The organism is Vogesella fluminis (genome assembly GCF_014652335.1).
GTDB classification, from domain to species: domain Bacteria; phylum Pseudomonadota; class Gammaproteobacteria; order Burkholderiales; family Chromobacteriaceae; genus Vogesella; species Vogesella fluminis.
In genome coordinates this window covers 1-25,050 of record NZ_BMYP01000025.1, presented here as the reverse complement: position 1 = coordinate 25,050, position 25,050 = coordinate 1, and the positions used below count along the sequence as shown (strand labels likewise).

At 53.3% G+C, this 25,050-nt stretch carries 19 protein-coding genes; 13 read left to right on the top strand and 6 right to left on the bottom strand.

Annotated elements, in window-relative coordinates:
• Window positions 1–115: 115 nt before the first annotated feature.
• The 4 genes from IE083_RS10650 to IE083_RS10635 form a co-directional block, all read right to left on the bottom strand.
• On the bottom strand, window positions 116–430 hold the full coding sequence (locus IE083_RS10650) for a hypothetical protein (RefSeq protein ID WP_189353582.1): 315 nt from the start codon (window positions 428–430) through the stop codon (window positions 116–118).
• A gap of 145 nt (window positions 431–575) precedes the next feature.
• The gene (locus IE083_RS10645; RefSeq protein WP_189353581.1) at window positions 576–812 is read right to left on the bottom strand and encodes a DUF2789 domain-containing protein; all 237 of its coding nucleotides are present in this window, start codon (window positions 810–812) and stop codon (window positions 576–578) included.
• A gap of 229 nt (window positions 813–1,041) precedes the next feature.
• Window positions 1,042–2,010 (bottom strand): NAD-dependent epimerase, encoded by a 969-nt coding sequence (locus IE083_RS10640; RefSeq protein WP_189353580.1) that lies wholly within the window; start codon window positions 2,008–2,010, stop codon window positions 1,042–1,044.
• Between the two features lie 2 nt (window positions 2,011–2,012).
• Complete coding sequence (locus IE083_RS10635; protein WP_189353579.1) at window positions 2,013–2,774, bottom strand: glycosyltransferase family 2 protein; 762 nt, start codon at window positions 2,772–2,774, stop codon at window positions 2,013–2,015.
• A gap of 494 nt (window positions 2,775–3,268) precedes the next feature.
• On the opposite strand from IE083_RS10635, the gene waaC reads away from it, so the two are divergent.
• Genes waaC through IE083_RS10615 form a run of 4 tightly spaced genes read left to right on the top strand, consistent with a single transcriptional unit; the run spans window position 3,269 to window position 7,670 of the window.
• On the top strand, window positions 3,269–4,222 hold the full coding sequence (gene waaC / locus IE083_RS10630) for a lipopolysaccharide heptosyltransferase I (RefSeq protein WP_189353578.1): 954 nt from the start codon (window positions 3,269–3,271) through the stop codon (window positions 4,220–4,222).
• Window positions 4,219–5,457 carry a lipid IV(A) 3-deoxy-D-manno-octulosonic acid transferase gene (waaA, locus tag IE083_RS10625; protein WP_189353577.1) on the top strand — a complete coding sequence of 413 codons (1,239 nt, stop codon included), beginning with the start codon at window positions 4,219–4,221 and terminating at the stop codon, window positions 5,455–5,457. The genes waaC and waaA overlap by 4 nt, the downstream gene beginning before the upstream one ends.
• A 22-nt stretch (window positions 5,458–5,479) precedes the next feature.
• On the top strand, window positions 5,480–6,889 hold the full coding sequence (locus IE083_RS10620; RefSeq protein WP_189353576.1) for a mannose-1-phosphate guanylyltransferase/mannose-6-phosphate isomerase: 1,410 nt from the start codon (window positions 5,480–5,482) through the stop codon (window positions 6,887–6,889).
• Complete coding sequence (locus IE083_RS10615) at window positions 6,876–7,670, top strand: ABC transporter permease (protein WP_189353575.1); 795 nt, start codon at window positions 6,876–6,878, stop codon at window positions 7,668–7,670. The genes IE083_RS10620 and IE083_RS10615 overlap by 14 nt, the downstream gene beginning before the upstream one ends.
• A gap of 78 nt (window positions 7,671–7,748) precedes the next feature.
• On the opposite strand, the gene IE083_RS10610 is transcribed toward IE083_RS10615, so the two are convergent.
• Window positions 7,749–8,444, bottom strand: a complete 696-nt coding sequence (locus IE083_RS10610; protein WP_189353574.1) for a Crp/Fnr family transcriptional regulator — start codon at window positions 8,442–8,444, stop codon at window positions 7,749–7,751.
• 62 nt (window positions 8,445–8,506) lie between these two features.
• On the opposite strand from IE083_RS10610, the gene IE083_RS10605 reads away from it, so the two are divergent.
• The 9 genes from IE083_RS10605 to IE083_RS10565 all read left to right on the top strand — a co-directional run bounded on the left by IE083_RS10605 (window position 8,507) and on the right by IE083_RS10565 (window position 23,001).
• Entirely contained in the window at window positions 8,507–10,375 is a 1,869-nt protein-coding gene (locus IE083_RS10605; RefSeq protein ID WP_189353573.1) for a CHASE2 domain-containing protein, read from the top strand.
• Between the two features lie 18 nt (window positions 10,376–10,393).
• Window positions 10,394–11,632 (top strand): ABC transporter ATP-binding protein, encoded by a 1,239-nt coding sequence (locus tag IE083_RS10600; protein ID WP_189353572.1) that lies wholly within the window; start codon window positions 10,394–10,396, stop codon window positions 11,630–11,632.
• Window positions 11,629–12,528 (top strand): FkbM family methyltransferase, encoded by a 900-nt coding sequence (locus IE083_RS10595; RefSeq protein ID WP_189353571.1) that lies wholly within the window; start codon window positions 11,629–11,631, stop codon window positions 12,526–12,528. Before IE083_RS10600 ends, IE083_RS10595 begins: the two co-directional genes overlap by 4 nt.
• A 60-nt stretch (window positions 12,529–12,588) precedes the next feature.
• A complete protein-coding gene (locus tag IE083_RS10590) occupies window positions 12,589–15,027 on the top strand; it encodes a glycosyltransferase (protein ID WP_189353570.1) in 2,439 nt (812 codons plus the stop codon).
• 203 nt (window positions 15,028–15,230) lie between these two features.
• A complete protein-coding gene (locus IE083_RS10585) occupies window positions 15,231–16,469 on the top strand; it encodes a FecR family protein (protein WP_189353569.1) in 1,239 nt (412 codons plus the stop codon).
• Between the two features lie 71 nt (window positions 16,470–16,540).
• Window positions 16,541–17,782, top strand: coding sequence for a tetratricopeptide repeat protein (locus tag IE083_RS10580; RefSeq protein WP_189353568.1), 1,242 nt, complete (start codon window positions 16,541–16,543; stop codon window positions 17,780–17,782).
• Between the two features lie 235 nt (window positions 17,783–18,017).
• Window positions 18,018–22,196: a DUF4214 domain-containing protein gene (locus IE083_RS10575; protein ID WP_189353567.1), complete on the top strand. Its 4,179-nt coding sequence runs from the start codon at window positions 18,018–18,020 to the stop codon at window positions 22,194–22,196.
• Between the two features lie 272 nt (window positions 22,197–22,468).
• A complete protein-coding gene (locus IE083_RS10570) occupies window positions 22,469–22,738 on the top strand; it encodes a DUF4160 domain-containing protein (protein WP_189353566.1) in 270 nt (89 codons plus the stop codon).
• An 8-nt stretch (window positions 22,739–22,746) separates the two neighbouring features.
• Window positions 22,747–23,001 (top strand): DUF2442 domain-containing protein, encoded by a 255-nt coding sequence (locus tag IE083_RS10565; protein WP_189353565.1) that lies wholly within the window; start codon window positions 22,747–22,749, stop codon window positions 22,999–23,001.
• Window positions 23,002–23,313: 312 nt separating this feature from the next.
• Here IE083_RS10565 and IE083_RS10560 read toward each other — a convergent pair.
• Window positions 23,314–25,050 (bottom strand): replication endonuclease (locus IE083_RS10560; RefSeq protein ID WP_189353564.1); only part of this gene is annotated, 1,737 nt, incomplete at its 5' end.

Here is a 25,050-nt window from a genome sequence, read left to right as displayed (position 1 = left end):
CAAGGCGCGGAATGATAGCAGAATCAGGCACTTGGGTGGGGTCGATGTTGCGGCCAACGTTGGCCGCAAGGCCGGCCGGGGACGACGCGCGGTCATCCCCGGACATGGCGGGTGGCTAGCTGATGATGCGCAGGATTTCCCAGCGCTGGGTGCCGGACACCACGTGCGGCTCCAGCGCCTTGCTCCACGCCGCGTGGTCGGGCAGGGTGGCCAGCCTGCTCCAGGCGGCGTCCAGCTCGGCCAGATCCGCGATCTCGATCTCGGACTGGATGGTGGATTCCTTGACGCCGATCGAGCCGGTCAGCAGGCGCACGCGCTGCGGCGTCCAGCCGACCTGCGAGCCGATGTCGCGCAGCCAGCGCTGCATCTCGGCGATGACTTCCGGTTTGTGGCCAAACCTGGCCTCGATACTCCAGCGGGCGATCATCATGACGGGTCTCCTCAACAACGGTGATAACCCAGCATAGACCATGCCGCCGCGACGCCAAACGTTGGCCGCAGGCACCGGCAAGCCGTTGATCTAGCTGTCATTTATCGCCGCCGCGCGCCGGTAGCCTCAGCGCCGGCCGGCGGCGTCAGCCGCGTTGCTGCAGCAGCGCCGCCAAGGTATCGACCGCGTCCGACCATTCCGCGTCGCAGTCCAGCGACTGGCGCAGGAAGGCGGCCTGGCTTGCGCTCCAGAATGGTGCCTCCGCCAGCACCATGTCGGCGGGCAGCGGGTGGCTCTGCACAAACTGCTTGATCGCCTTGGCGTTGTTGTTCAGCCCCAGCTGTGCAAACAGCTCGGCCAGTTCGTGATGTCCGGTATCCATGATTGCCGCCTTCCGGGCTGGAAATGCCTGTGTTCAGCTTAGACCGTGGCGGGAAAATTGCCGCAATGCGGCCAACGTTGGCCGCAATGGCGCAGCAGCAACCCGCCACGCGAGCGGCGGGTGCGATCAGCGGCACGGGGAGGTAAGCGCGGCAGCGGGCGCTGGCGGCCTGTTTATGGCGCGGCAGCGGCGAGCCGCAACGTTGGCTGCGCCGCCGCTTGTGGATAAGTCAGTGCTGGTGGTAGCTGCGATACCAGTCGACGAAGGCCTGCATGCCGTCGCGCAGCGGCGTGTCCGGCGAGAAGCCGACCGCGGCGCGCAGCCGGGCGGTGTCGGCATAGGTGACCGGCACGTCGCCGTCCTGCATCGGCAGGTATTGCTTGACGGCCTCGCGGCCGCAGGCGGCTTCGGTGGCCTCGATGAAGTCCATCAGCGGCACCGGGTTGTGGTTGCCGATGTTGAACACCGCGAACGGCACGTCACCGCCGGCCGGATGCGCCATCACCCGCAGCACGCCCTCGACGATGTCGTCGATGTAGGTGAAATCGCGCTGCATCTGGCCGTGGTTGAACACCTTGATCGGCTCACCGTTGAGGATGGCCTCGGTAAACAGCCACGGCGCCATGTCCGGACGGCCCCACGGGCCGTACACGGTGAAGAAGCGCAGGCCGGTGACCGGCAGCTGGTACAGGTGGGCGTAGCTGTGCGCCATCACCTCGTTCGCCTTCTTGGTGGCGGCGTAGAAGCTGACCGGCTCGTCGACACGGTCGTCCTCGCTGAACGGCACCTTGGCGTTCTTGCCGTACACGCTGCTGGAGCTGGCGAACACCAGATGTTGCACCGGGTGGCGGCGGCAGGCTTCCAGCATGTTGGTGTGGCCGATCAGGTTGCTCTGCGCGTACACGTGCGGGTTGGCTATGCTGTAGCGCACGCCGGCCTGGGCGGCGAGGTGGACCACGTAGTCCGGGCGCTCGGCGGCGAACAGCGCATCCAGCGCAGCCCAGTCGGCGATGTCCAGCTTGTGGAAATGAAAGCCGTCGCGGCCCTGCAAGGTGGCCAGGCGGGCGTGTTTCAGCGCCACCGCGTAGTAGTCGTTGAGGTTATCCACAGCGATCATTTGCACATCGCCGCGATCCAGCAGTTTTTCACATACCGCGCGGCCAATGAAACCGGCGGCGCCGGTGACCAGTACTTTCATTGTCATTTTTCCTGTTTGCAAAGCCGGTGCAGCTCGATCAGCTTCGCGTATTTGATGTAACTGTTGAAGCAGCCAATGCTGATGTGGACAAGTCCGGGCAGGCCGTCGCGAAACCCCTGCCGCAACAGATAGAACTTCACGAAGCGCAGCAGCGGACTCAACACCAGCTTGGCAATACCCGCCTTTTTCCCGCGCTGATACAGCGTTTCTGCCTGCAGGCTGGTGTAGCGGTTCTGTTTGGTGAGGTACAGCGCGATGTCTTCGCCGGATTCGTGCATCAGGTCGCCGGCCACGGTGCCGACTTCGCCATCGGCGATCACGTACTCGTGCACCACGTCGTCGGACCAGCGTGCCTGGCGGCGATCGAACAGCCGCAGGCTGTAGTCCGGATAGCCTTCGCCGAATTTCAGAAAGCGCCCCATGAACTTGTTGCTGCGCGCGAAGCGGTAGGCGCCCAGCGCCGGATTGTTCAGCAATATCTTGATTTCATTGCGCAATTTTTCAGATAGCCACTCGTCGGCATCCAGGCACAGCACCCAGTCGTGGCTGGCCTGTTGTACCGCAAACTGCTTTTGCGGGCCGAATCCCAGCCACTCTTGGTGGATAACTTTGGCCTTATAGGCAGAGGCTATTGCCAATGTCCTGTCGCTGCTACCGGAATCCACCACCACGATCTCGTCGGCAAAGGCACAGCTTTGCAGACATTTTTCCAGCAGTGCTTCGGCATTTTTGGTGATCAGAACCACGCTAAGTTGGCGCGACATTCTTTCTAGTACTTTCTGATTATATAAAGGATAAGGATAGTAGAAGGCAGTGCCGGTCTGTGGATAACACGCTAAAGACCAGTTTTTTCAATGACTTGCACAGTCTTGCAGCCTGTCGTTGCCACAGCTGGAATGGCGTGCATCAGTTGTGGACAATTTTGCCATCTTGCCGTGCCTCGTGCTTATCCACAATCTCTTGCCGGCAATGACGCAAGTCGCACCGCAGACGGTTTTGGTCTGCAGCTCCTCTTTTCATTGTTTGCCTATTTTAAATATGAAGATACTGATGTAGTAGACACTTCCTTGTGGATAAGTCGCTATTGAGCAATGTTTTCAATAGTTTGGCTTGTTGGGGGCTGGGTCTTTGAAGGGCTTGCCAGGGGCAGGACAGCTTGTGGATAGTTTTGACGAAATTTATCCACTGCCAGTTATCCACAAAGCGGTCGCCCTGATTTTACTTGGTTAACCACAGGGCTGCCCGTAAAATCCGGCGCATGAAAAACGTCCTGTTGCTGCGCACATCGTCGATGGGCGACCTTATCCACACCTGGCCGGCACTGACCGATCTGGCACGCCACCGCCCGGATGTGACGGTGAGCTGGCTGGCGGAAGAAGGCTTTGCCGACATTCCCGGCCTGCACCCGTTGGTGAGCCGCACCATCCCCATCGCCTGGCGACGCTGGCGCAAGGCCTTGTTCAAGGCCGCCACCTGGCGCGAGATCCGCACGTTGCGGCACACGCTGGCCGCCACCCGCTGGGAGCTGGTGCTGGACGCTCAGGGGCTGTTGAAGAGCGCGATTCCCGGACGCTGGGCCCGCGGCCCGCTGGCCGGCTACGACCGCGCCAGCATCCGCGAGCCGCTGGCCAGCCGCTTTTACGACCGCCGCTACGCGGTCAGCCGCCAGCTGTCGGCAATCGAGCGCAACCGCCAGCTGTTCGGCGCCGCCTTCGGTTACCGGCCCGAGGGTGCGCCGGTGTTTGGCATTCGCTGCGGTGCGCGCCTGGCGTGGTTGCCGGCCGGCGACTACGCGGTGCTGCTGCATGCCACCAGCCGCGATAGCAAGCTGTGGCCGGAGGCGCACTGGATCGCGCTGGCGCAGGCGCTGCAGCGGCAGGGCCTGGCCATCGTCATTCCGTGGGGCAGCGCGGCGGAACGGGAGCGTGCGCAAAGGTTGGCCGCAGCCATCCCCGGCGCGCTGCTGGCACCGAAGATGACCCTGCGCGAGGCGGCGGCGCTGCTGGGCCACGCCGCGGCGGTGATCGGCGTCGATACCGGCCTCACCCACCTCGCCAACGCGCTGGATGTGCCGCTGGTGGCAATCTTCACCGACACCGACCCGGCGCTGGTCGGGGGGGTAGGCACGCGTGCGGCCAACATCGGCCGTGCCGGCGAGATCCCGGCGGTGGACGCGGTGCTGGCGCTGCTGGCGCGGGTGCGCGGCGCATGATCGCGCGCGCGCTGTACAGCCTGCTGTGGCCGCTGGCGACGCCGCTGCTCCGGCGCTATCTGCGAAAACGCGCCCGCCAGGCGCCGGCCTATCTCGAACACTGGGACGAGCGCTTCGGCGACGCGCTGCCGCAGGCGGGCGGCGAGGTGATCTGGCTGCACGCAGTGTCGGTGGGCGAGACGCGCGCGGCACAGCCTCTGCTTGCCCGTTTGCGCGAACAGTATCCACAGGCACGCTTCGTCATCACCCAGATGACGCCGACCGGGCGCGCCACCGCCGAGCAGCTGTACCCCGACGCCGAGGTGCGCTACCTGCCGTACGACAACGTGCGGGTGATGCGCCGCTTTGTCGCCGCGCTGCGGCCGCGCTTCGGCATCCTGATGGAAACCGAGCTGTGGCCGAACCTGATGCACGCCTGCCACGAGCAGGGCGTGCCCCTGTACCTGTGCAATGCCCGCCTGTCGGAAAAATCCCTGCGCGGCTATCGTCGAATCCTGCCGCTGATACGCCCGGCCATGCAGGCGCTGACAGCGGTAGCGGCACAAAGCGAAGACGATGCCCGGCGCCTTGCCCGGCTTGGCGCGCGCAATATTCATGTCTGCGGCAATACCAAGTACGACATCACCCCGCCGCCCGCACAACTTGAACTGGGCCGGCAATTCCGCCAGCGTATCGGCGAACGGCCGGTACTGGTATGCGCCAGCACCCGCGACGGCGAAGAAGCGCTGATTCTGGATGCCTGGCGCAAGGCAAAGGTTGGCCGCAGCCTGCTGGTGATCGTGCCGCGCCACCCGGAGCGTTTTGTTGCGGTCGCACAGTCGGCAGCGGAAAACGGCTTTGCCGTTCAATGCCGAAGTGATAATTTGCCGGTTTCGCCGCAAACCGCAGTCTGGATTGGCGACAGCATGGGCGAATTGTTTGCCTACTATGCCGCCGCGGATATCGCCTTTGTCGGCGGCTCCTTGCTGGATTTCGGCTCGCAAAACCTGATCGAGCCGGCCAGCATCGGCCTGCCGGTATTACTGGGGCCATCGACCTACAACTTTGCCGAAGCGGCAAAACTGGCCCTGGCCGCCAAAGCGGCGCGGCAGGTACGGAATGCAGACGAGCTGGTGGCGACAGCCATGCAATTACTGTCGGATGCCGGGCAGCGTGAACAACTGGCAGTCGCGGCCCGCCGGTTTACCCAAATACACCAGGGGGCCAGCCGGCGTTGCCTGGCCTTGCTCTCCTGAAAACCGAACTCTGGATACGAACATGATTATTCCGGTCATCCTGTCCGGCGGCGCCGGCACGAGACTGTGGCCAGCATCGCGCAAGGGCTACCCGAAACCGTTTCTTGATTTTGACGGCAGCGGCAGCCTGCTGCAAAAAACCTGGCAGCGCGTGGCGCAACTGGCCGACAGCCAGCTGCCGCTGATCATTACCAACCGTGATTACTACTTCCAGTCGCGCGAGCAGCTGAAACAGGTCAGTGGCAAGGCCGATTTCCTGCTGGAGCCGGTTGGCCGCAATACGGCACCGGCCATCCTGGCGGCGGCACACTATGTGAATGAGCGTTACGGGGCCGAGGCGGTAATGCTGCTCGTGGCGGCGGATCACCTGATCCACGACCAGGCCGCTTTCGCCCGTTCCGCCGCTGCGGCCGCAAGGTTGGCCGCACAGGGCAAGCTGGTGACCTTCGGCATCAAGCCGCAGTTTGCCCACACCGGCTTCGGCTATATCCAGGCCGGGGACGCGATTGCCGGCAGCGAAGGCTGTCACCAGGTGACGTCCTTCCATGAAAAACCCGACCTTGCCAAGGCCGAGCGCATGCTGGCCGAGGGCGGCTATTTCTGGAACAGCGGCATGTTCTGCTGCACGGCCGGCCAGATGCTGGCCGAGTTCGCCGAACACGCCGCCCATGTCAGCGATGCGGTACGGCAGTGCTGGGATGTCTCGCGTGCCGACAACGAGCACTGGCACATGTTCGCGCTGGACCAGGACAGCTTCGGCAAGTGCCCGGACATCTCGGTCGATTACGCCGTGGTCGAGAAAAGCGCCAACGTGGCGATGGTCGGCGCCGGTTTCGACTGGAGCGATATCGGCTCCTGGGACGCGGTGGCGGCGCTTGGCGAGCAGGCCTTGCCGGAAAACGTGATCAATATCGATTCGCAGGATTGCTACTTCCAGACCGGCAAGCGTGTGGTGGCGGCCATCGGCCTGGAAAACCTGGTGGTGGTGGACACCCCCGATGCCCTGCTGATCTCGCGCAAGGACAGGGCCCAGGACGTGAAAAAGGTAGTGGACCGGCTGAAGGCCGAAGGCAGCATGCTGCACGAAGTGCACAACACCATGTACCGGCCGTGGGGCAGCTACACCGTGCTGGAAGAAGCCGCCGGCTACAAGATCAAGCGCATCGAGGTGAAGCCGGGCCAGTCGCTGTCGCTGCAGATGCATCACCACCGCAGCGAACACTGGATCGTGGTATCCGGCATGGCCAGGGTAGTCAACGGCGACAAGGAGTTCCTGCTCGGCCCGAACGAGTCCACCTATATTCCGGCCGGTCATGTCCATCGCCTGTCCAACCCCGGCGTGATCGACCTGGCCATTATCGAAGTGCAAAGCGGCCAGTACCTGGAAGAAGACGATATCGTCCGTTTCGAGGATCATTATGGTCGTCAGTAGCCTGCGCGAGCTGTGGCGTTATCGCGGCTTCATCCGCGCCAGCGTGCAGCGCGAAGTACAGCTCAAGTACAAGGATTCGGTGCTGGGCCTGTGGTGGCTGATCGGCTCGCCACTGGTGATGATCCTGATCTACACGCTGGTGTTTTCCAGGATCATGCATTCGCGCCTGCCCGGCATGGACATGGCGTATGCCTATAGCGTGTACCTGTGTGCCGGCCTGCTGCAATGGAACCTGTTTGCCGAGATCGTCGGCCGCACCCAGAGCTTTGTGGTCGACAATGCCAACCTGATCAAGAAAGCCAGCTTTCCGGTGATTTCGCTGCCGGTCATCGCTACCGCAGGGAGTGTCATTAATTTCAGTATAATATACGGGATATTTATACTATTCATGCTTATTCAAGGAATATTGAATATAAACATATTGATTATTTATCCAATGATATTAGTGATACTGATATTGATGGCATTCTCTTTTGGTGTGTTAATGGCAGTTTATAATGTATTCTTGAGAGATATAGGACAAATCATACCATTACTGTTACAGATTTTATTTTGGGCAACACCAGTGGTTTATCCGTCCAGTATATTACCAGAGAATATTAAAGAGCTAATATCATGGGTACCGTTATATAATTTAATGGATTTAAGTCATCAAATTCATCTTGGACTGAAGCCGGATTTGACATTACTGTTATATCCACTAACTATTTTAATAGTATTATTACTAATAACATGTTTGTCATATAGAAGGTTGTATGGAGATATACTTGATGAAATATAATTTTAAATAAAAAATAACAAGAATATCATGAAATAAAAATCATAAAATAGCGGTGCAGAGTAATATAAATAAATACAGCTATTTAAAATCAACACTACTATTGTTTATGATCTTGTTGATTTTTTCCGCTTCAATAATTCTTATTACTCTGCCTGATTTTTCTAGAATACCATTATCAATCAGCGATCTTAAAACTCTAGAAATAGACTCACGAGTTGTATTTGCCATGGCCGCAAGCTCTTGCTGGGTAGGCAAATTTGTGATTACCAAACCACCCTGTTCAGAATCAGGCCTGGAGTAGCTGAGAAGCAGAGCGGCTACTCTCCTGTGCACATTATTTATGGATAATATGATACGTTGACGATTATTTTCACGTATTGTTGAGGCAAATTGTTTTAGCAGCTGACTTGCTATTTTTGGAGCTATCAGTAGCAAGTTTTGAAACTCAATACCTGGCAAAAAGCCGACAATTGATTTTTCCATAGCTTTTACAGTGGCTGCCCTGGGTAGAGAATCGATTGCTGAAATTTCACCAAAAGAATATCCTGGCTTGATTATATACAAGCCAATTTCAATACCATCCTGTGTGACATCTGTAACAACAAGCTGCCCTTGGAGTAGAAACATAAGATCATTACTATTTTCATCTTTGTTAACAACAATAGCCCCTTTCTGAAACTCTCGCATATTACACAAAACAGAAAGCCAGTTTAGCTGTTCTGGAGGTAGGTCAGAGAATAGTTTAACTCTATTCAGAATTTGGGTATTTATCATTTTTAAAACTGAACCTTTATTGTTAACAAAACAACCATTCTATCCTGTGTAAAAATTAAGCTTTGAAAGCAAAATACAAGATTTCAAACAGAAAAAAAATATTCTTCACAATTTTTTTCAGTGTGATGATACTTTATCTTTCTCTAGGTTATCTAGGGCAAGGGATGATCCATTCCTGGCGTGAACGCTTGAATGATACCCAATGGCTCATACTACCACAAAAAGAAACCGGAGATTCTGTTGTTATTGTTGATATAGATGATATCAGCCTTGGTGTGATAGGGAATTGGCCGTGGCCCCGGCAGCGGATTATCGAGCTTGTTGAAAAATTATTCAAGGACTATCAAACAAGTACTGTAGGTCTGGATATTTTATATGCAGAACCTTCAGCTAATACCAGTGTGGATGAATATTTTGGATCACTTGGATATAAATATCCACTAGTATTTTCACAAGTATTTTCTCTATCTGATAATAGCACTAATACAACAGAGGCCGTATTAAGTGGAGGAATGAATTGTCCGGTTGGAATTAATATTCAAGATTCAAATGGATATGTTGGCATAAGCAAATCATTTGGTAATATTCCTCATGCAGGGCATATCAGCCCAAAAGTTGATGCAGATGGGTTGATTAGAAGTTTTATACCATTGATAAAATATAATGGAGTATGTTATCCATCGCTTGCACTATCAATGTTTGATGTGACCATAGATAACAAAAAAGAAAGCAAGTGGTTATTGAAAAATGGCAAACTGGTTCATTCGCAATCAGAAGCTGTTCTGCCAATAGATAATAGTGGAGTATCGCGGCTCAATTTTACAATAAAGCCAGCACCTCAATATTCAGCAAACTTGGTTTTTGATAATAGTTTACCGAAAGAATTTTTAAAAAACAAAATTGTTATTATTGGATCTTCGGCAACAGGGCTGGGTGATTTAATAAGTATTCCAACTGATAGCAGGATATCAGGTGTACAAGTCCATGCATTTGTTTTAAATATGTTGCTGCAGCAGAATAATCCGGAAAGGCCACAGTGGACTATTTTAATTACATTTTTAGTACTTTTAATTATATGTTGGGGAATATTTTCAATTGAAAAATCAGGATTTAAAAACATAAAAGCATTGTTATGCTTCGCTTTACTATGGATATTGGCATCTTATATTCTTTGGGAGAAAAATATTGATTTACCGGTGTTGCCAATAATCAGCAGCATAATAATATTACTCCCAATAAATATATTTTTGCAAAAGGTAGCAGCTCAGATATCGGAAGGTATAATGCTGTTACAATTGAGTGCATATATACCAAAAGAAGTTTTAGTGCAACTTATTGAATCTGGTGATGACCCAAGAAAAATTCAGGCAAAAAACATAGAAATAACAGTAATGTTTGCAGATATCAAGAATTTTTCAAAAATTACAGAAGAAATGCCACCAATTAAAGTGGCACTGCTACTTAATCTGTTCATGGATTTTATGGAGAAAAAAATTCATCAGCATAATGGTATTATAGATAAATTTATAGGCGATGCAGTGATGGCAATATGGGGTGCACCATTAAATAACAAATATCATGCAAATGATGCTGTATCCTGCGCAATTGATATACAGAATAATATTTCCGAACTTAATGAAAAATTAATAGAAAAAGAACTTCCAGAAATTGAAGTGACAATCGGCATTAATACTGGTCATTCTGCAGTAGGAAATATGGGGAGTGAAAACAGAAAATCATATACAGCAGTTGGCAGCTCTGTAAATATTGCTGCCAGATTACAGGATTCTTGTCGCCATTTCGATGTTGGTATCTTGATAAGTGAAGAAACAAGCAAAAACCTTATTAATAAAAAATTAATATGGCATGGTGCATTAAAAATAAAAGGCCATGAGAAGGAAATAAATGTTTGTACCCCTGAGGTTAAATAAGATGCCAAGGAACATTAAATGAGTGTAATAACAATAAAAAATGTCGGTAAAGCCTATAAAAATTATAACAGGAAACTTGATAGATTGTTCGAATTAATTATCCCTTTTGCAAAAAATAAGCACAAGAAAAAGTGGGTATTACAGGATATTGATTTTGAAGTTATGCCCGGTGAGGCTGTTGGTATCCTTGGATTAAATGGTGCAGGAAAAAGTACACTATTGAAAATAATATCGGGAACATCAAAGCCGACTACTGGCCATGTTAAAACGAAGGGACGGGTCATTGCATTACTTGAACTTGGAATGGGATTTCACCCTGAATTCAGTGGCCGGCAAAATTTATATCTGGCTGGTCAGTTAGCTGGATTATCCAGGAAGGAAATTGATTCATTAATGCCGGAAATAGAAATATTTGCTGAAATAGGTGAATATATTGACAAGCCGGTTAAAGTTTATTCAAGCGGAATGCAAGTCAGGCTGGCATTCAGTTTGGCAACAGCGGTAAGACCAGATGTACTTATTGTTGATGAAGCATTATCAGTAGGTGATGCTTATTTTCAGCATAAGTGTTTTGATAAAATAAGAAAATTCAGAAAAGAAGGGACAACGCTACTGATTGTTTCTCATGACAAAGCAGCCATTCAGGCTATTTGTGACCGCGCGATACTTTTGAATGCAGGAAAGAAAGTAATGGAAGGAAGCCCTGAGCTTGTTTCTGATTACTATAATGCGCTGATAGCAGATAAAGAAAGTGGTGATGTCAAACATATAAAAACCAATACTGGGGATGTTGCAACTATTTCTGGGACTGGTGAAGCAACAGTAAAAAATATAAAAATCATCAATATTGATGGTAAAGAAATTGATGTTATCAATACAGGTCAGCAAGTAATATTAAAAATACTTGTTGAGATAAGGAAAGAAATTCCAAGATTGATTCTTGGCTACATGATAAAAGACAGATTGGGCCAGCCTGTTTTTGGAACAAATACTCATTACCTGGATATGCCTGTAGATAATCTGAAAGCAGGTGAATATCTGTCTTATGAGATAGCATTTGATGCTGATCTTGGAGAAGGAAGCTACTCGATAGCAACAGCACTAGTCAGCACTGAAAATCATTTGGCAGACAATTTTGAGTGGAAAGATCTGGCTCTTGTATTTAATGTAGTAAATGTAGATAAACCAAACTTCGTAGGGACAACCTGGATGCCGGTTAATCTGAAAATTGACAGAAATTGTATGGATAAATCATGAAATATTTTATTTCGTATGCCCAAAATTTTGAAGATGTTGTCTTGTGGCGTGCTCTAAAAGATATCAAAAGCGGATTCTATGTAGATGTAGGTGCAAATGATCCGGTTATTGATTCGGTTACCTTGGCATTTTATAAGAAAGGTTGGAACGGAATAAACATTGAGCCACTGGATATTCATCACAAGGAATTATTAAAAAATAGACCAAGAGATATTAACCTTTGCTGTGCAGCAGGTTCTGAAAGCGGAAGTTTCAAGATTTATGATGTAAAAGATGTTCGTGGCTGGGCAACAATGGATGCCAATGTTGCAAATGAACATATCAAGGCGGGACATGAAGTAGAAGAGAAAATTGTAAATGTAGAAAAATTAAATGATATCTTATATAGCCACAATCCAAAGGAAATACACTTTTTAAAAATAGATGTAGAAGGTGCGGAGATAGAAGTATTGAATGGTCTGGATCTGAAAAAGTGGAGACCGTGGATAATACTTGCTGAAGTTAGAAAACCAAATGGAGAGCTGCCTGATAACTCTGAATGGGAAAATATTATTTTAGTCAATCATTATAAAAGATCATACTTTGACGGTATAAATGTATTTTATGTAGCTAATGAACATTATACCAGACTACATCAATTGGTTTCAGTTCCACCAAATATACTTGATGGTTTTATAAAGTATAGTGAGTGGCAAACTGGCCGTTATGCAGAAAAACTGGAAAAACTGATAAAAGACAAGGATGAAGAATTAAGCAGGATTGATGTCAATGAGCTGAAAGCCAGGGTGGTTGAACTGGATGATGTTATTAAAAACATATATGGCAGTATTTCATGGAAAATAACCAAACCACTCAGATTCATGAACTGGATAAAGAAAAAGTGCAGTAATAACTGATATTATTACAATTCAGCTCTGTGTGTTGTAATATCCGGAAAATTATTTGTGGTTATTAAAATGTTAGATATTAATTCTCAAAAACCGATTTTAGCATTGTTCTCGCCACTGCCTCCGGATAGAAGCGGTATCGCTGACTATACAATGGAGTTGATTCCAGAATTACTTGTATATTATAGAGTGGTAATTATTAGTGATAAAATAATTGATATCAATAACAGAGAAGGTGGATATGAAATCCGTGATACTCAATGGTTTAAATATAACTATAAAGATATAGACAGGGTACTATATAAAATCGGGAATTCACATTATCATTTTCCCATGTTTGATCTGCTGAATGATTATCCTGGTGTGGTAGTCATGCATGATGTGATACTGTCTGATGCCATGCTTGAATACACAAATAGAATTGGTGTTAATCAGGAAGCAATTCTTTACCAGAGTCATGGTTATAAATCGCTAATAGATCTGAAATTTGGTGGATTAAAAAATGTTCTTGGAAAATACGCATGCAGTGATAAAGTAATTAAAAACTCTTTTGGTGCAATAATACATTCTGATTTTGCAAAAAATAAACTTTCAGAAAATTACGGAAAAGATATTTGCAATAACATAAAAGTGGTTCCATTTCTCCCAAGAAGATTAAATTTACCAAGCAGGACATCTGCCCGTAATAGATTGAATATTCCTGAATCGGAATGGGTTGTTTGCTGTTTTGGATTCCTTGGTCCAACAAAAATGAACAAGGAATTGATTGAAGTCTGGAATAATTCATTTTTTAGTTTGTCTGACGGATGCTGCCTTGTGTTTGTAGGAAGCATGCCATCTGGTGAATACAGTAATGAAATTAAAGCCGAGATATGGAAAGCAACCAATATCAACAGTATTTCTATAACCGGCTTTGTTGAGCAGCAAGAATACATTGATTATATGGCTGCAGCAGATTTGGCAGTACAGTTACGGCAGGATTCACGTGGTGAAACCTCGGCAGCCGTATTTGATTGCTTGTCAGCCGGTTTGCCTGTTATTTGCAATAATCATGGATTTATCAAGGAGATAAGTAATAAAGCTGTTATGAAGATATCAGAAAACTTTGACATGACAGAGTTGCAATTGATGCTGGAAAAAGCGTTTTTTGATAAAAAAACAACCATGCAATTTGCATGTAATGCAAAGGCTGATATTGATCATAATAACAACAATACCGAAGTGGGGCGTAAATATCATGCTGCGATTGAATATTTCTATGAATGCCAAAAAAACAGCCTGCCAGTAGGTTCCATGCTGGATGGGCTTGGTCGACTTGATAGCCAGGTAATAATTAATTCCGGATCGTGTGAATTGAAGAAAATACTGATCGATATTTCTGCAATTGTCAGGCACGATTTGAAAACAGGTATAGAGCGGGTAGTGCGCAGTATAGTCAATGAACTGCTAACAAACCCCCCGGAAGGTTATAGGGTTGAGCCAATATATTTTAATGAAACTGGTGGATATGATTATGCACGAAAATATGTAAGTGCACACTTCTTCGGGGATAAGGAATTATTACAGGATGAAGCAGTATCTATCAATAATGGCGACGTTTTTATAGGTGCAGACCTTCTATTGTCGGCCATACCAAATCTTGAAGAATGCTTGCAGGAGTGGAGAAAAAGCGGGGCCAGGATCATATTCATTGTCTATGATCTTTTGCCTTTAAAAATGCCGGAATGCTTCCCACCATTTATTGAGCACGATTATAAAAAATGGCTGAAAACAATCTGCAGGGTTTCACACCAGCTGGTTTGCATTTCTGGTGCCGTAGCCGATGAGCTTGATACCTGTATTCGTGAAGAGCATGTTGAAACCGCAGAGCATTTACAGATTAGCTCGTTTCATCTGGGTGCGGATATCAAGGCAAGCCTTCCATCTGCTGGAATATCCGAAAGCGAGATGGATATTCTCGGCAAGCTGGAATCGGCAACCGTATTCCTGATGGTCAGCACCATCGAGCCCCGGAAAGGACATGTGCAGGTGCTGGATGCCTTTGAACTACTATGGGAAAAGCAGATATTCAGCCAACTGGTCATTATCGGCAAGCCGGGCTGGATGACTGATAACTTTATGGAACGGCTCCGGACCCACCCTGAAAACGGCAAAAGATTATTCTGCCTGTTTGCAGTCAGCGATGAAGTGCTGGATCAGGTATACAAGCGTGCAGATTGCCTGCTGGCGGCATCACGTGGAGAGGGATTCGGGCTGCCACTCATTGAAGCTGCACAATACGGCTTGCCGTTACTGGTGCGGGATATACCGGTGTTTCGGGAAATTGCCGGAGAAAATGCCAGCTATTTTACAGGTCATCGGCCTGAAGACCTTGCCGCCGCCATACGGCACTGGCTGGAAACACCGGAGGCAGAGCGCATACAAACCGACGGGATGACATGGCAGACATGGCAGCAAAGCGTCGGGCAACTGCTATGCACGACAGGAATCAAGCCAGAGCGGGACTGAAAATGCTATACTGTTCAAAAAATACTCAGCAGCAACGTTTGCCCCATGCACATGCATGGGGCAAACGCGCCGGACAATGCTTGGACCCTGCACAAGTGGCGGAATCAACGCACTCTTGTCATCATCAAGCACTACACTACTGATGGAATCAGCCCCGGACAAGCCGGGGATTACCGGCTTTACGCAAAACGAGAGGACTGCTCATGACAATCAACAGACAATTGCTTGCTGCTGCGCTAGCTACAGCCATGCTCTTACCTGGGACGGTCGTGATGGCGGCCCCTGCGGCGGGCGATGTCATGCTGGCTGTGGGCCAGGCCTGGGTTGACGACAACGGGCAGAAGCGACCGCTAGAACGAGGCACCCAGCTCAAGGCAGGGCAAAAAATCATCACCGGCAGCGGTGGCCATGTTCACGTAAAGATGAAAGATGGCAGCCTGCTTGCGGTTCGGCCCAACTCCGTGCTGGACATCGAAGTATTTGAATATGATGCGGCCAACCCCGGCGCGGGCAAGATCCGCTACGCCCTCAAGAATGGCGTAGTCAGATCAGTAACAGGCGCCATTGGCGAGGCCAACAAGGGCGCTTTTCGGCTCAATACCCCCATTGCCGCCATCGGCATTCGCGGCACCGACTTTGTCACCTTTGCCAGCGATGCCACCACCAGAGCCAGCGTCAAGAGCGGCGCCATCGTAGTATCGGCCTTCAGTGAAAGCTGCAAAGTCGAAAGCTTTGGTGCCTGCTGGGACAAGACGGTCGACCTGGCGGCCAGCACCGACAGCTATGTCGAGCTGAACCGCAAGGACAACACCCCCAAGCTGCTCAAAGGCAACCTGCCGCTGCCGGCAGACAGCACGGTGCTGCCGGTTTCCGGCGATATCGCCTCCGTGCTGCAGGAAAACAAGGCCAGCAGCCTGCAAAAAGTAACCCCCCTGCCGGATAGCGGTCCCGGGACCGAGGGCGTACACTGGGGCCGCTGGCAAAATGACGCAAATGGCATGAACGGCCTGCCGGTTACCGCACTCCTCGCAGACGGCAAATCCATCCACATTGCCACCTCCATCTTCGGGCTGGGCCTTACCAAAAAAGTCGATCGCCTGCCTGATCGCTGGAAAGCAAACTTCTCCCTGACCGGAGGCGCGGCCTATATCCAGGCAAACGGCCAATACACAGCAGCAGACCTCATCAGCGGCACACTTGGCATTGACCTTGGCAGCAGCAGCTTTACCGCCAATGCTATTGTCAATGATGGCACGATCGCGCATCATCTGCAGGCCGCCGGCACCGCCGACTGGCGCGGCTACCTGGTTGCCGACCCCACAAAATCCAATACCAGCTTCACAGGCATCGTGCACGCCAACCAAAATACCGTAGGCAGCATATTTGAAAAGCCCATTGATGACGGACGCCAGCTGACAGGCACCATGGTCTGGAACCGTTAAGCGCCAGCGCACTGACAACATCAGCCAAAACAGAACGGGGCTATCACAGCCCCGTTTTTCATTACCCGAATATGCCACCAAAACAACGCATCAAGACACTGGCAGCCATCCTGCTGACCATGGCCAGCACCGCAAGCCACGCAGACAACTGGCAAGAAATGCAAGCACAGCTGGCCACGCTGAGCCCGCAAGACGCACTGCAAGCACTCTTGCAAGCTCCTCCGGCCATCAGACAGCAAACGGAATACCACTACTGGCTGGGTACCTACGCACTGCAAGCCGGCGACACCCAGCTGGCCATCACCCACCTGGAACAAGCGCTCCTGCTGCAGCCAGACCACGCTGGCGCCTGGTACGACTACGGAATGGCCCTATGCCGGGACGGCCAGCGCACCAGCTGCCAGAACATACTGGAAGCAGCCAAGGCCAGATACGGCCTGCCGCCGGCCCTGCAACAACAAACCGGGCCGGCCATCACCATCAATGGCGAACTGCGCAGCCACGTTGGCCGCAGCAGCAACTACAACGCCGGCAGCCAGGCAGACAGAATGGACATCCTGCTATCCGGCCAGTCAATCAGCCTGCCACTCAGCGGCGATAGCCGTGCCCAGGCCGCCAGCTACCACGACATCGCCCTGGACCTGCAACTATTCAGCCACCGGCTACCCAGCATCAGCCTGAACACCGGCTTTTATGCACGCCGTCCCATAAGCGGACAACAAACACTCGCAGAATACGGCAACTGGCACGGCGAACTGAGCCATGAAAGCGGCAACCAGCGTCTGGCGCTAAACCTTGCCGTATTCAAGGACAGCCTGCTGGGCCGCCAGAGCAAAATCGGCCTGTGGTGGCAAGGCCGGCAAGCCGCCCTTGGCTGGCAAACCGGCATCGAACAAAACCGCACCCAACAGCAACCCTACCTCACCCTGAACGCCGGTAGCAGCCTCATCCTCGGGCGGGCAGGCCAGATCAGGCTGACAGCAGAACAAGACCAGCGGCAGACAACCCGCCCCGGCCAAAGCCAGCGCCGGCTGGCCATCGGCTACAACCTGCCCCTGCTCCTGCTGCAAACCGCAAGACTGGATGCAGGCTACCGCTGGCAACAAGCCCGCGACAGCGCCCCCTTCAGCCCGCTGACAGGCACCACGATCCGGCGGCAAAACCTGCAAGAACTCTCCGCCGTGCTTACCTGGCCACTCACAAACACGCTTGCGCTACGCAGCGAACTGCTGCACAGCCGCCAGCAAAGCAACATTGCCCTGTTCAGACAACAAGAGACACGGCTGGCCATTGGCATTGCCGCAAGATTCTGAGCGGCCATACAAAAAAGCGGCAATTTTCTGGCGCGGCAGCACAAAAAAACACCGTATGCATGCCCAGCAACCACGCTGACACCATATGACAAAGAGTGTGATGGAAATCACATCGGTTTTTACAACCCTACCCTTATAATGCCCGGCAAGCTGGTAGGCCAAGTGCCCGCCAGTGAGTGCCAAATCGATTAAGCACTCGTTGCTAACCGCATCAACTTTTATAAAGGTTATCAAAATGGCCGTTCAATTTCTGACCCAGGCGCAAGTGGACAGCATCCATCGTCTGTACGTAAGCAACTTCAACCGCAATGCAGACGCCGAAGGCGCTGACTTCTGGGGTAAGGTATATCTGGCTGGCCTGAACGCAGGCAAGACCGATGCTGCCATCCAGCAGGAACTGGCGACCGAATTCTCCAAGACTGCAGAATTCACCACCACATACCCGGCTACCATGTCGGCTGAAAACTTCGTCAAGGCCATCTACCAGAACGTACTGAACCGTCCTGGCGATGCAGGCGGTGTTGCATACTGGACCGCTCAGCTGGAAACCGGCACCCTCCAGAAATCCACCTTCATTCTGAACGTGCTGAATGCCGTGGTTGGTACTGGCTCCGGTGTTGATTACGACTACCTGGCCGCCCGTGTTGCCGCATCCGAGAGCAACGCCAACATTCAGGGTTTCACGCTCACCAGCGGCAACGATACTGCCACTGCAAACGTGTTCAATGCTGACCAGGTCTACACACCGGGTGGTAACGACCGCATCAACACCCTGCAGGACGACGACGTTCTGACCGGTACCGGCGACAACCCGACCCTGAACTTCACCTTCGGTGATGACAACGATGCCGGCGGCACGCTCGTTACTCCGGAACTGCATGGCATCGAAACCATCAACGTTAAATTTGTTGCTGACGCTGCCAGCACTCTCGACCTGCAAGACGCGACCGGCGTCGAGACAGTCAATGTGACCCGTGTTCAGACCGGCCTGACCGTACAGAACATGGAAGCCGCAGTGGTTAACCTGTCGGTAGCCAACAGCGCCGAATTCAACGACGTTGAGCTGAGCTACCGCAATGGCGAGCTGGCCGGCACCCAATCCGTAACCGTTGAGCTGGACAACGCCCTGATCGACGACTTCGACATCGGCGCCACTGCCATTGAATCGCAGCAAGTCGAGACCGTCACCCTGAACGTGGTGTCCGACACCCTGATCAATGACCTGGACCTGCGTCAGGACGGTCTGGCTGCTACCGGCCAGTCTCTGGTGATCAACGCCACAGGCGCACTGGTTATTGCCAACGACACTGACGGCGACGGCAACTACATCGAAGAAGCTAACGGTCTGGAAGAAGTCAACGGCCTGGACAACATCACCATCACCGGTGCCGGCAACGTCACCCTGGGTGACGTTGGCAACATGACCGGTTTTGATCTGGTTGGTGGCACTGCTACCGGCGTAATCTCCGCCAACATCTCCAACCCGGCCAGCGACGACACCTCCACCGTAACCACCGGCTCGGGCAACGACGTCCTGCAGTCCGATGAAGCTTACAAAGGCGACATCACCACTGGCGCTGGCGACGACACCCTGACCGTAACCGGTTCCCTGCTGTCTGACGAAGACCTCGGCGAGGCCGACGAAGGCGCCAACGTCGATCTGGGCGCAGGTAACGACACCGCCACCATCGTGGGCGTGGTCGACGAGAACTCCAGCCTGGCTGCCGGCGAAGGCAACGACACCATTACCCTCGGCTCCCGTGGTGCTGATACAAGCATCGCCGCTGGTAACTTTGCTGGCCTCGTGGCTGGTGGAATCACAGCCGGTACTACCGCTGCCGAAGACGCAGACGGCGCTGTTGATCTGGGCGCTGGCGACGACAGCCTGACCATCATCTCCGGCACCATCAATGGTGACGTGGCTGGTGGTGCAGGTGCCGACAGCCTGACCCTGGAAGCCGTGGATAACGTTACTGTTGCCGAAGAAACCGCGACTGCGACAGGCAATGCCACCGTGACCGGTGTTGAAACCCTGAACCTGACCGCTGCTTTCGCCTACGCTGATGCTGCTGGTCAGGTTGCTGCTGAAACCGACGATGACGACGATACCGCCAACTTTGAGGTTGACCTTGGCGCCTTCGATGCTGATCTGGCTACCATCAACATCGCCAACCAGGACCGTGCTACCTTCGCAGCCAATGGCCTGGATGCAGAGGATGGTGATGCCATTGCCGTTGCACTGACCGACTACAACAACGAAACGATCAACATCACCTCCGTTGAAACCGATCGTAACGCTGCGGTTGATGAGAATGGTAATGCTATTGGTACGGCTCTTGAGACCGACGAACTGGGTACAGCATTTGACGCGGACGTCACTCTGACCCTGACCCATGCTGCAGCTGCTGACAGCACCGCAGTCAGCATCAACCTGACCGGTGACGAAGACTTCGACGTTACTCTGGTTGACGGCAACGTTGCCACCAGCGACATCGACACCCTGAACATGGTAGTAACTGGTGCCGGTGACCACGGTATCGAGTTGAGCGATGACTTTGACACCGCACTGAACATTACCGGTGCTGGTACCGGTGAGTTGACACTGATCAGTGTCGTTGCAGACACCATCGATACAGATGCACACGTTGGCAACGTCTTTGTCGAAGTTGCTGACAGTGCCATCAAGACTATCAGCACCGGTGCCGGTAATGATGTTCTCAACCTGCTGGCTGACACCATTACCACTGACGACGCACTGAACCTGGGCGAAGGCACCGACCGTATCATCGTCGATACCACCCTGGGTGATGTCGCCACCGGTGATGACGAAGTATTCGAAGGCTTTGTGAGTATCGAAGAACTCGAACTCGCAACGAACACCAACGTCATGCTGAACGACGATGGCTTTGCTACCGGCGTTGCGCGCATCATCGCTCAGGGCACCAGCACCATCCGTACGGGTACCGACTTTGAACGTGCCCTGACCGTTGATATGGATGCCGTGACTGCAACGACCGTAACGATCGACAACGATGGCGACAATGACTTCACGGTCAACGCCTCGCTGGAAGATGAAACCACGGGCGGTGCCGCTGCACTGGATCGCACACTGGTCTTCACCGATGCCGGTACCAACAACGACGTTGTGGTGAACGTTGCCATCACCGGTGGTGTTGCTACCGAGATTGATGCAACTGCCGTGGGTGGTAGCGCCAACTCGGAAATGTCCATCACCGTTGCCGCTGGTTCCATCGACCAGATCGTTCTGGCCGATAACCATGACCAGGACGACGACGGCACGCTGGACGCCGATGAAGCCGTGATCGCGGCTGGTCGCGACAACAGCGCTGTTACCGTAACTGTTTCGGATGCATGGTCCAACAGTGCGCTGACCATCGACGCTTCGGCCATCACCGACGACGACGCAACCCGTACCGATGGTACCCGCAGCGGCACCACCGGTGGTGTGACCATCAATGCTGTTGCTGAACTTGATGCCGCACTGACCATCCTTGGCTCTGCCAACGATGACGCCATCACTGGCGGTGACGAGGCCGATACCCTGACCGGTAACGGCGGTAACGATACCTTCGTGTATTCGTTTGCCAACGCTGACGACTCCACTTCGCAGTCCGCTGATACCATCACCGACTTCAACGCCGGCGACGTTATTACTGTGGCTGTGACGCTGGCTGCTGGTGGTGACCAGTTCCTGAGCACATTTGCCACTGTGGCCAGCTTGGCTGCTGGTGACAACTCGCTGGATGGTGCTCCAGCCGATCTGCGCTTTGGTGACTCGTTCTTCTCGACTGACACCAACCAGTTCGTGATCGACGTCGATGGTAACGGCGACGTGCAGGATGGCGTTGATCTCGTGATCAACGTGGCCGGCTTCACTGCCAGCCAGGTTCAGTACACTATTACTGGTGCCGCTGGTGCCAACGACATCACAACTGGCGCTGGTAACGACACAATCAATGATGATGCTGCTGACAACGACGATACCTTCACCGGTGGCGCTGGTGCAGATACCATCGCTTCGGGTAACGTTGCTGACTCCGATATCTTTGTGTTTAATGCTGGTGATAGCGGTCTGACGGTTGCAACCTCCGACATCTATACCGGTACTTGGGCTGCAGCAACTGATACCATTGATATGGCGGTAGCTGGTGGTGCTGGTAACTACGCTGAAGCTGACGTAGGTGCAGCAGCAGATTTGGCTGCGGTCCTGGCGCTGGCGAATACCGCCTTGGACGGCACGGTTAAGTACTATGTTGGTTTCAACGCCGACAACGTCGCTGCCGACATCGGCCTGCTGTTCATCGACAACGACATGGATGGTTCTGCTGACGAAATGATCCGTCTGGTAGGCGTCGATACCGCTGGTGAATTTGACTTTGATGCTATCGTCTAATCTCTCTATAGAGACAAGTACTTGCCCTCGGTAGGTACTTGAGGTGATTGAAACCCTGTCCTTCGAAAGAGGGGCAGGGTTTTTTAGTTTCTGCAGGACGAAAAAAACCGCCCCGAAGTTTCCCAAGGGGCGGTTTCTGCTTTGGCTAAGCCGCTACCTTGCGGCAGGGGCTTTCTCCTGGGAGTAATAGGGGAGATAGTAATAGGGGACAGACCACGATTAACTTGTGCTAGACTGCAAGTTGACTGAATTGCTCGGGGAACGGAGTGGCAATGCCTACGATCAGTATGTTTTACGGAATTCTGGTGCTGATGTACTTTCGTGATAATCGTCGCCACCATCTCCCGCATATTCATGTGCGCTACCAAGGCCAGGAAGCTGCTGTCTCGATTGAAGATGGCGCTGTTCTTGACGGTGTATTGCCGCCCAAGCAACTCAAGATGGTTCAGGCCTGGATCGAGATTCACAAGGAAGAATTGTTGGTGGATTGGGAATTGGCCGTCAATGGCGAGGACCCATTCCGAATTGCGCCCCTGCAGTGAGGTTGTCCATGTTGCTCGATGTGATTGCGGTTCACCCCCGCCCCGACTTTCAACTTGATCTCGAATTCCAGAATGGCGAACGCCGCCGCTTCGACGCGCGCCCCCTGCTTGCCTTGAAGCCCTGGAATCGTATCGCGACCCCTTCCATCTTCGAGCGTGTCCGCGTGGATTACGGCACGGTGGTGTGGCCAGGAGAAATCGATATCGCACCAGAAACGCTCTACGACGACTCGATTCCCCTCGATTCCGCCGTGGCCGGATAGCCGATGCCCCGCCGCGCGCGTCTTCTGGTTCCAGTGCGTAGGTCGGGTTAGCGCAGCGTAACCCGACGCCTTGCGGCCAACCTTGTGCCTGCCGGGCTTGGATAACTAAGTGAAACTTTTCCACACGGACGCCCCGGCTTTCTGGTGGGGATGGTCTTTGCGACCGTAGTTTGACCCGCAATTTGCGTCCGAACGCGCTGATCTAGCGCGGGCAATGGGGTTTTCGCTCCGGATGATGCGGCTTTATACGTCAGCAGGCGTACCGCTCCCTGCGTCGGGCGCATCAGGAAATAACCGGGGGGTTGGACAGGCTCAGCCCGAAGGGGGGAGTGGGTCGGGAAGGGTGGATACCGGGGTGGCGGCGCATCCGCCGCGCTCATGACGTTTGCCGTGACCGGCTAGCGCCGGTGCACCGGCATGCAAATCCGCCATGAACGCGGCCTCCGCTGCCGCGATGGCAACGGCTTGACGGGCTTTCGGCACCAGACTCCACGTTTGCGTGCGCGTGACCACTTGTGCCAGTACCGACTTGACGGTTTTCCACACCATACGCGGCCGGCCGGCACGTTTGCCGGGCCGCTTTTCGGCACGGCGCTGCGACTGAATCAACGCGAGTCCTCTGGCGCGCTGGATTTCCTCGCCGTAGCCGTTGAGCCGCGTTTCCGTTAGCCGGCCCAGGCGCAGTGTCGCCTTGCCGGTCTTGGCCTTGGGGTCTTGCGCCGCGGCCAACCCGCCCAGGGCTTCGAGGAAGCCTTTCGCATCACCCCGTTCGCCATGGCCTGCCGGAATATGCCCTTCCTTGTCGGAACCCCGTGCCAGCGTCCACAGCCGGCAGAGCGTCGCGTCGTCCGGTCTCGTCGCTAGCCGGCGCAGCTCATCCCACGCCGACAGGCAGCGGGCCACGCCGAACAGCTGACCGGCGTTGATGCCCCACAGCGAGCGGTAAGCATCGACGCGACGGGCAGATTCCTGATGCGCCTTGCGTTTTGCCTGTCGTGCTTTTTTCGCATCGTCCGACGTGTCCCCTTGTCCGGCATCGCCAAACAAATCGACCTGCTTGTTCAGCGGTTCGCCGCCATCGACGGTCTTCAGCAGGTACTTCATCGCGTAGCTGGCCCCGGAGGAGATCGAGCGGTCAATTTTGGAGACCTCGACCTGCGCGCCTTCTTTCGGGTGCGTCAGCGGCCGGCTGGCTCCGGTGAGCACATCGCTCCGGCTGTCAAACATCACATCTCCGGCATGTGCCGTCTCGCCCCGCTGCGACGGGGCACGGACTTTGAGCTTGTGCGGGAACTGGCGCATCAGCGCCGCCAGAATGTCGGCTTCCGCCTCCGGGCGGTACAGCAGCCAGATATGCCAGTGCGGGCAAGCGTCTTGGTGCGGCTCGACTACGCGCAACCCGGACACCCCGATGCCGGCCTTGTGCAGCGCAATCAGAATCGCCTGCCAGCGCGCGGCCATCAGGCGATGGCCTTCACGCGGCGAGGCGCCATTCCAGGTGTTTTTGCCATGGCTGGGGCTGGGGTGCCACTCGGGTTCCAGCGTGAGCGTGACCATTGCCGACGCCAGACCGGCCTCTTGCGAGAGTCCGTCCATCGCCTTGACGAAGGTGTACAGCTTCGCAAAGCGGGTGCGCGGACTGGCGGCGACCTTGGCCAGCGTCAGCAGGCCGTCGTCGGCCTCGCCCGGCACGAGGTAGCGCGGCACGAGAACGGTCTCTTCCAGCCACTGCTTCTGGCGGCGCAGCTGCGCCAGCCGGGTGGAGAGCTGGGCGTCGGACACGTAAGTCTCGCGCCCGCGCCCCAGCAGGGCGAGGCGCAGATAAAAATGCTCGCGCTCGCGCAGCAGCGTGGTGCGAATCGCCCGCCGCCAGAAGCGGGCGTCATTGACCCGCGCCATCTGGCAGGCAGGGGAGGAGCCGGGAATCGTGTTGCCCAGCAAGCGGGATGCCCAGGACAGTTTCTGGATCGCCGGCAGGCGATAGCGGGCAAGATAGAGTCCACGGAAGTGGTGTAAATGCAGACAGATGGTAGGAGGCCATCGACGAAC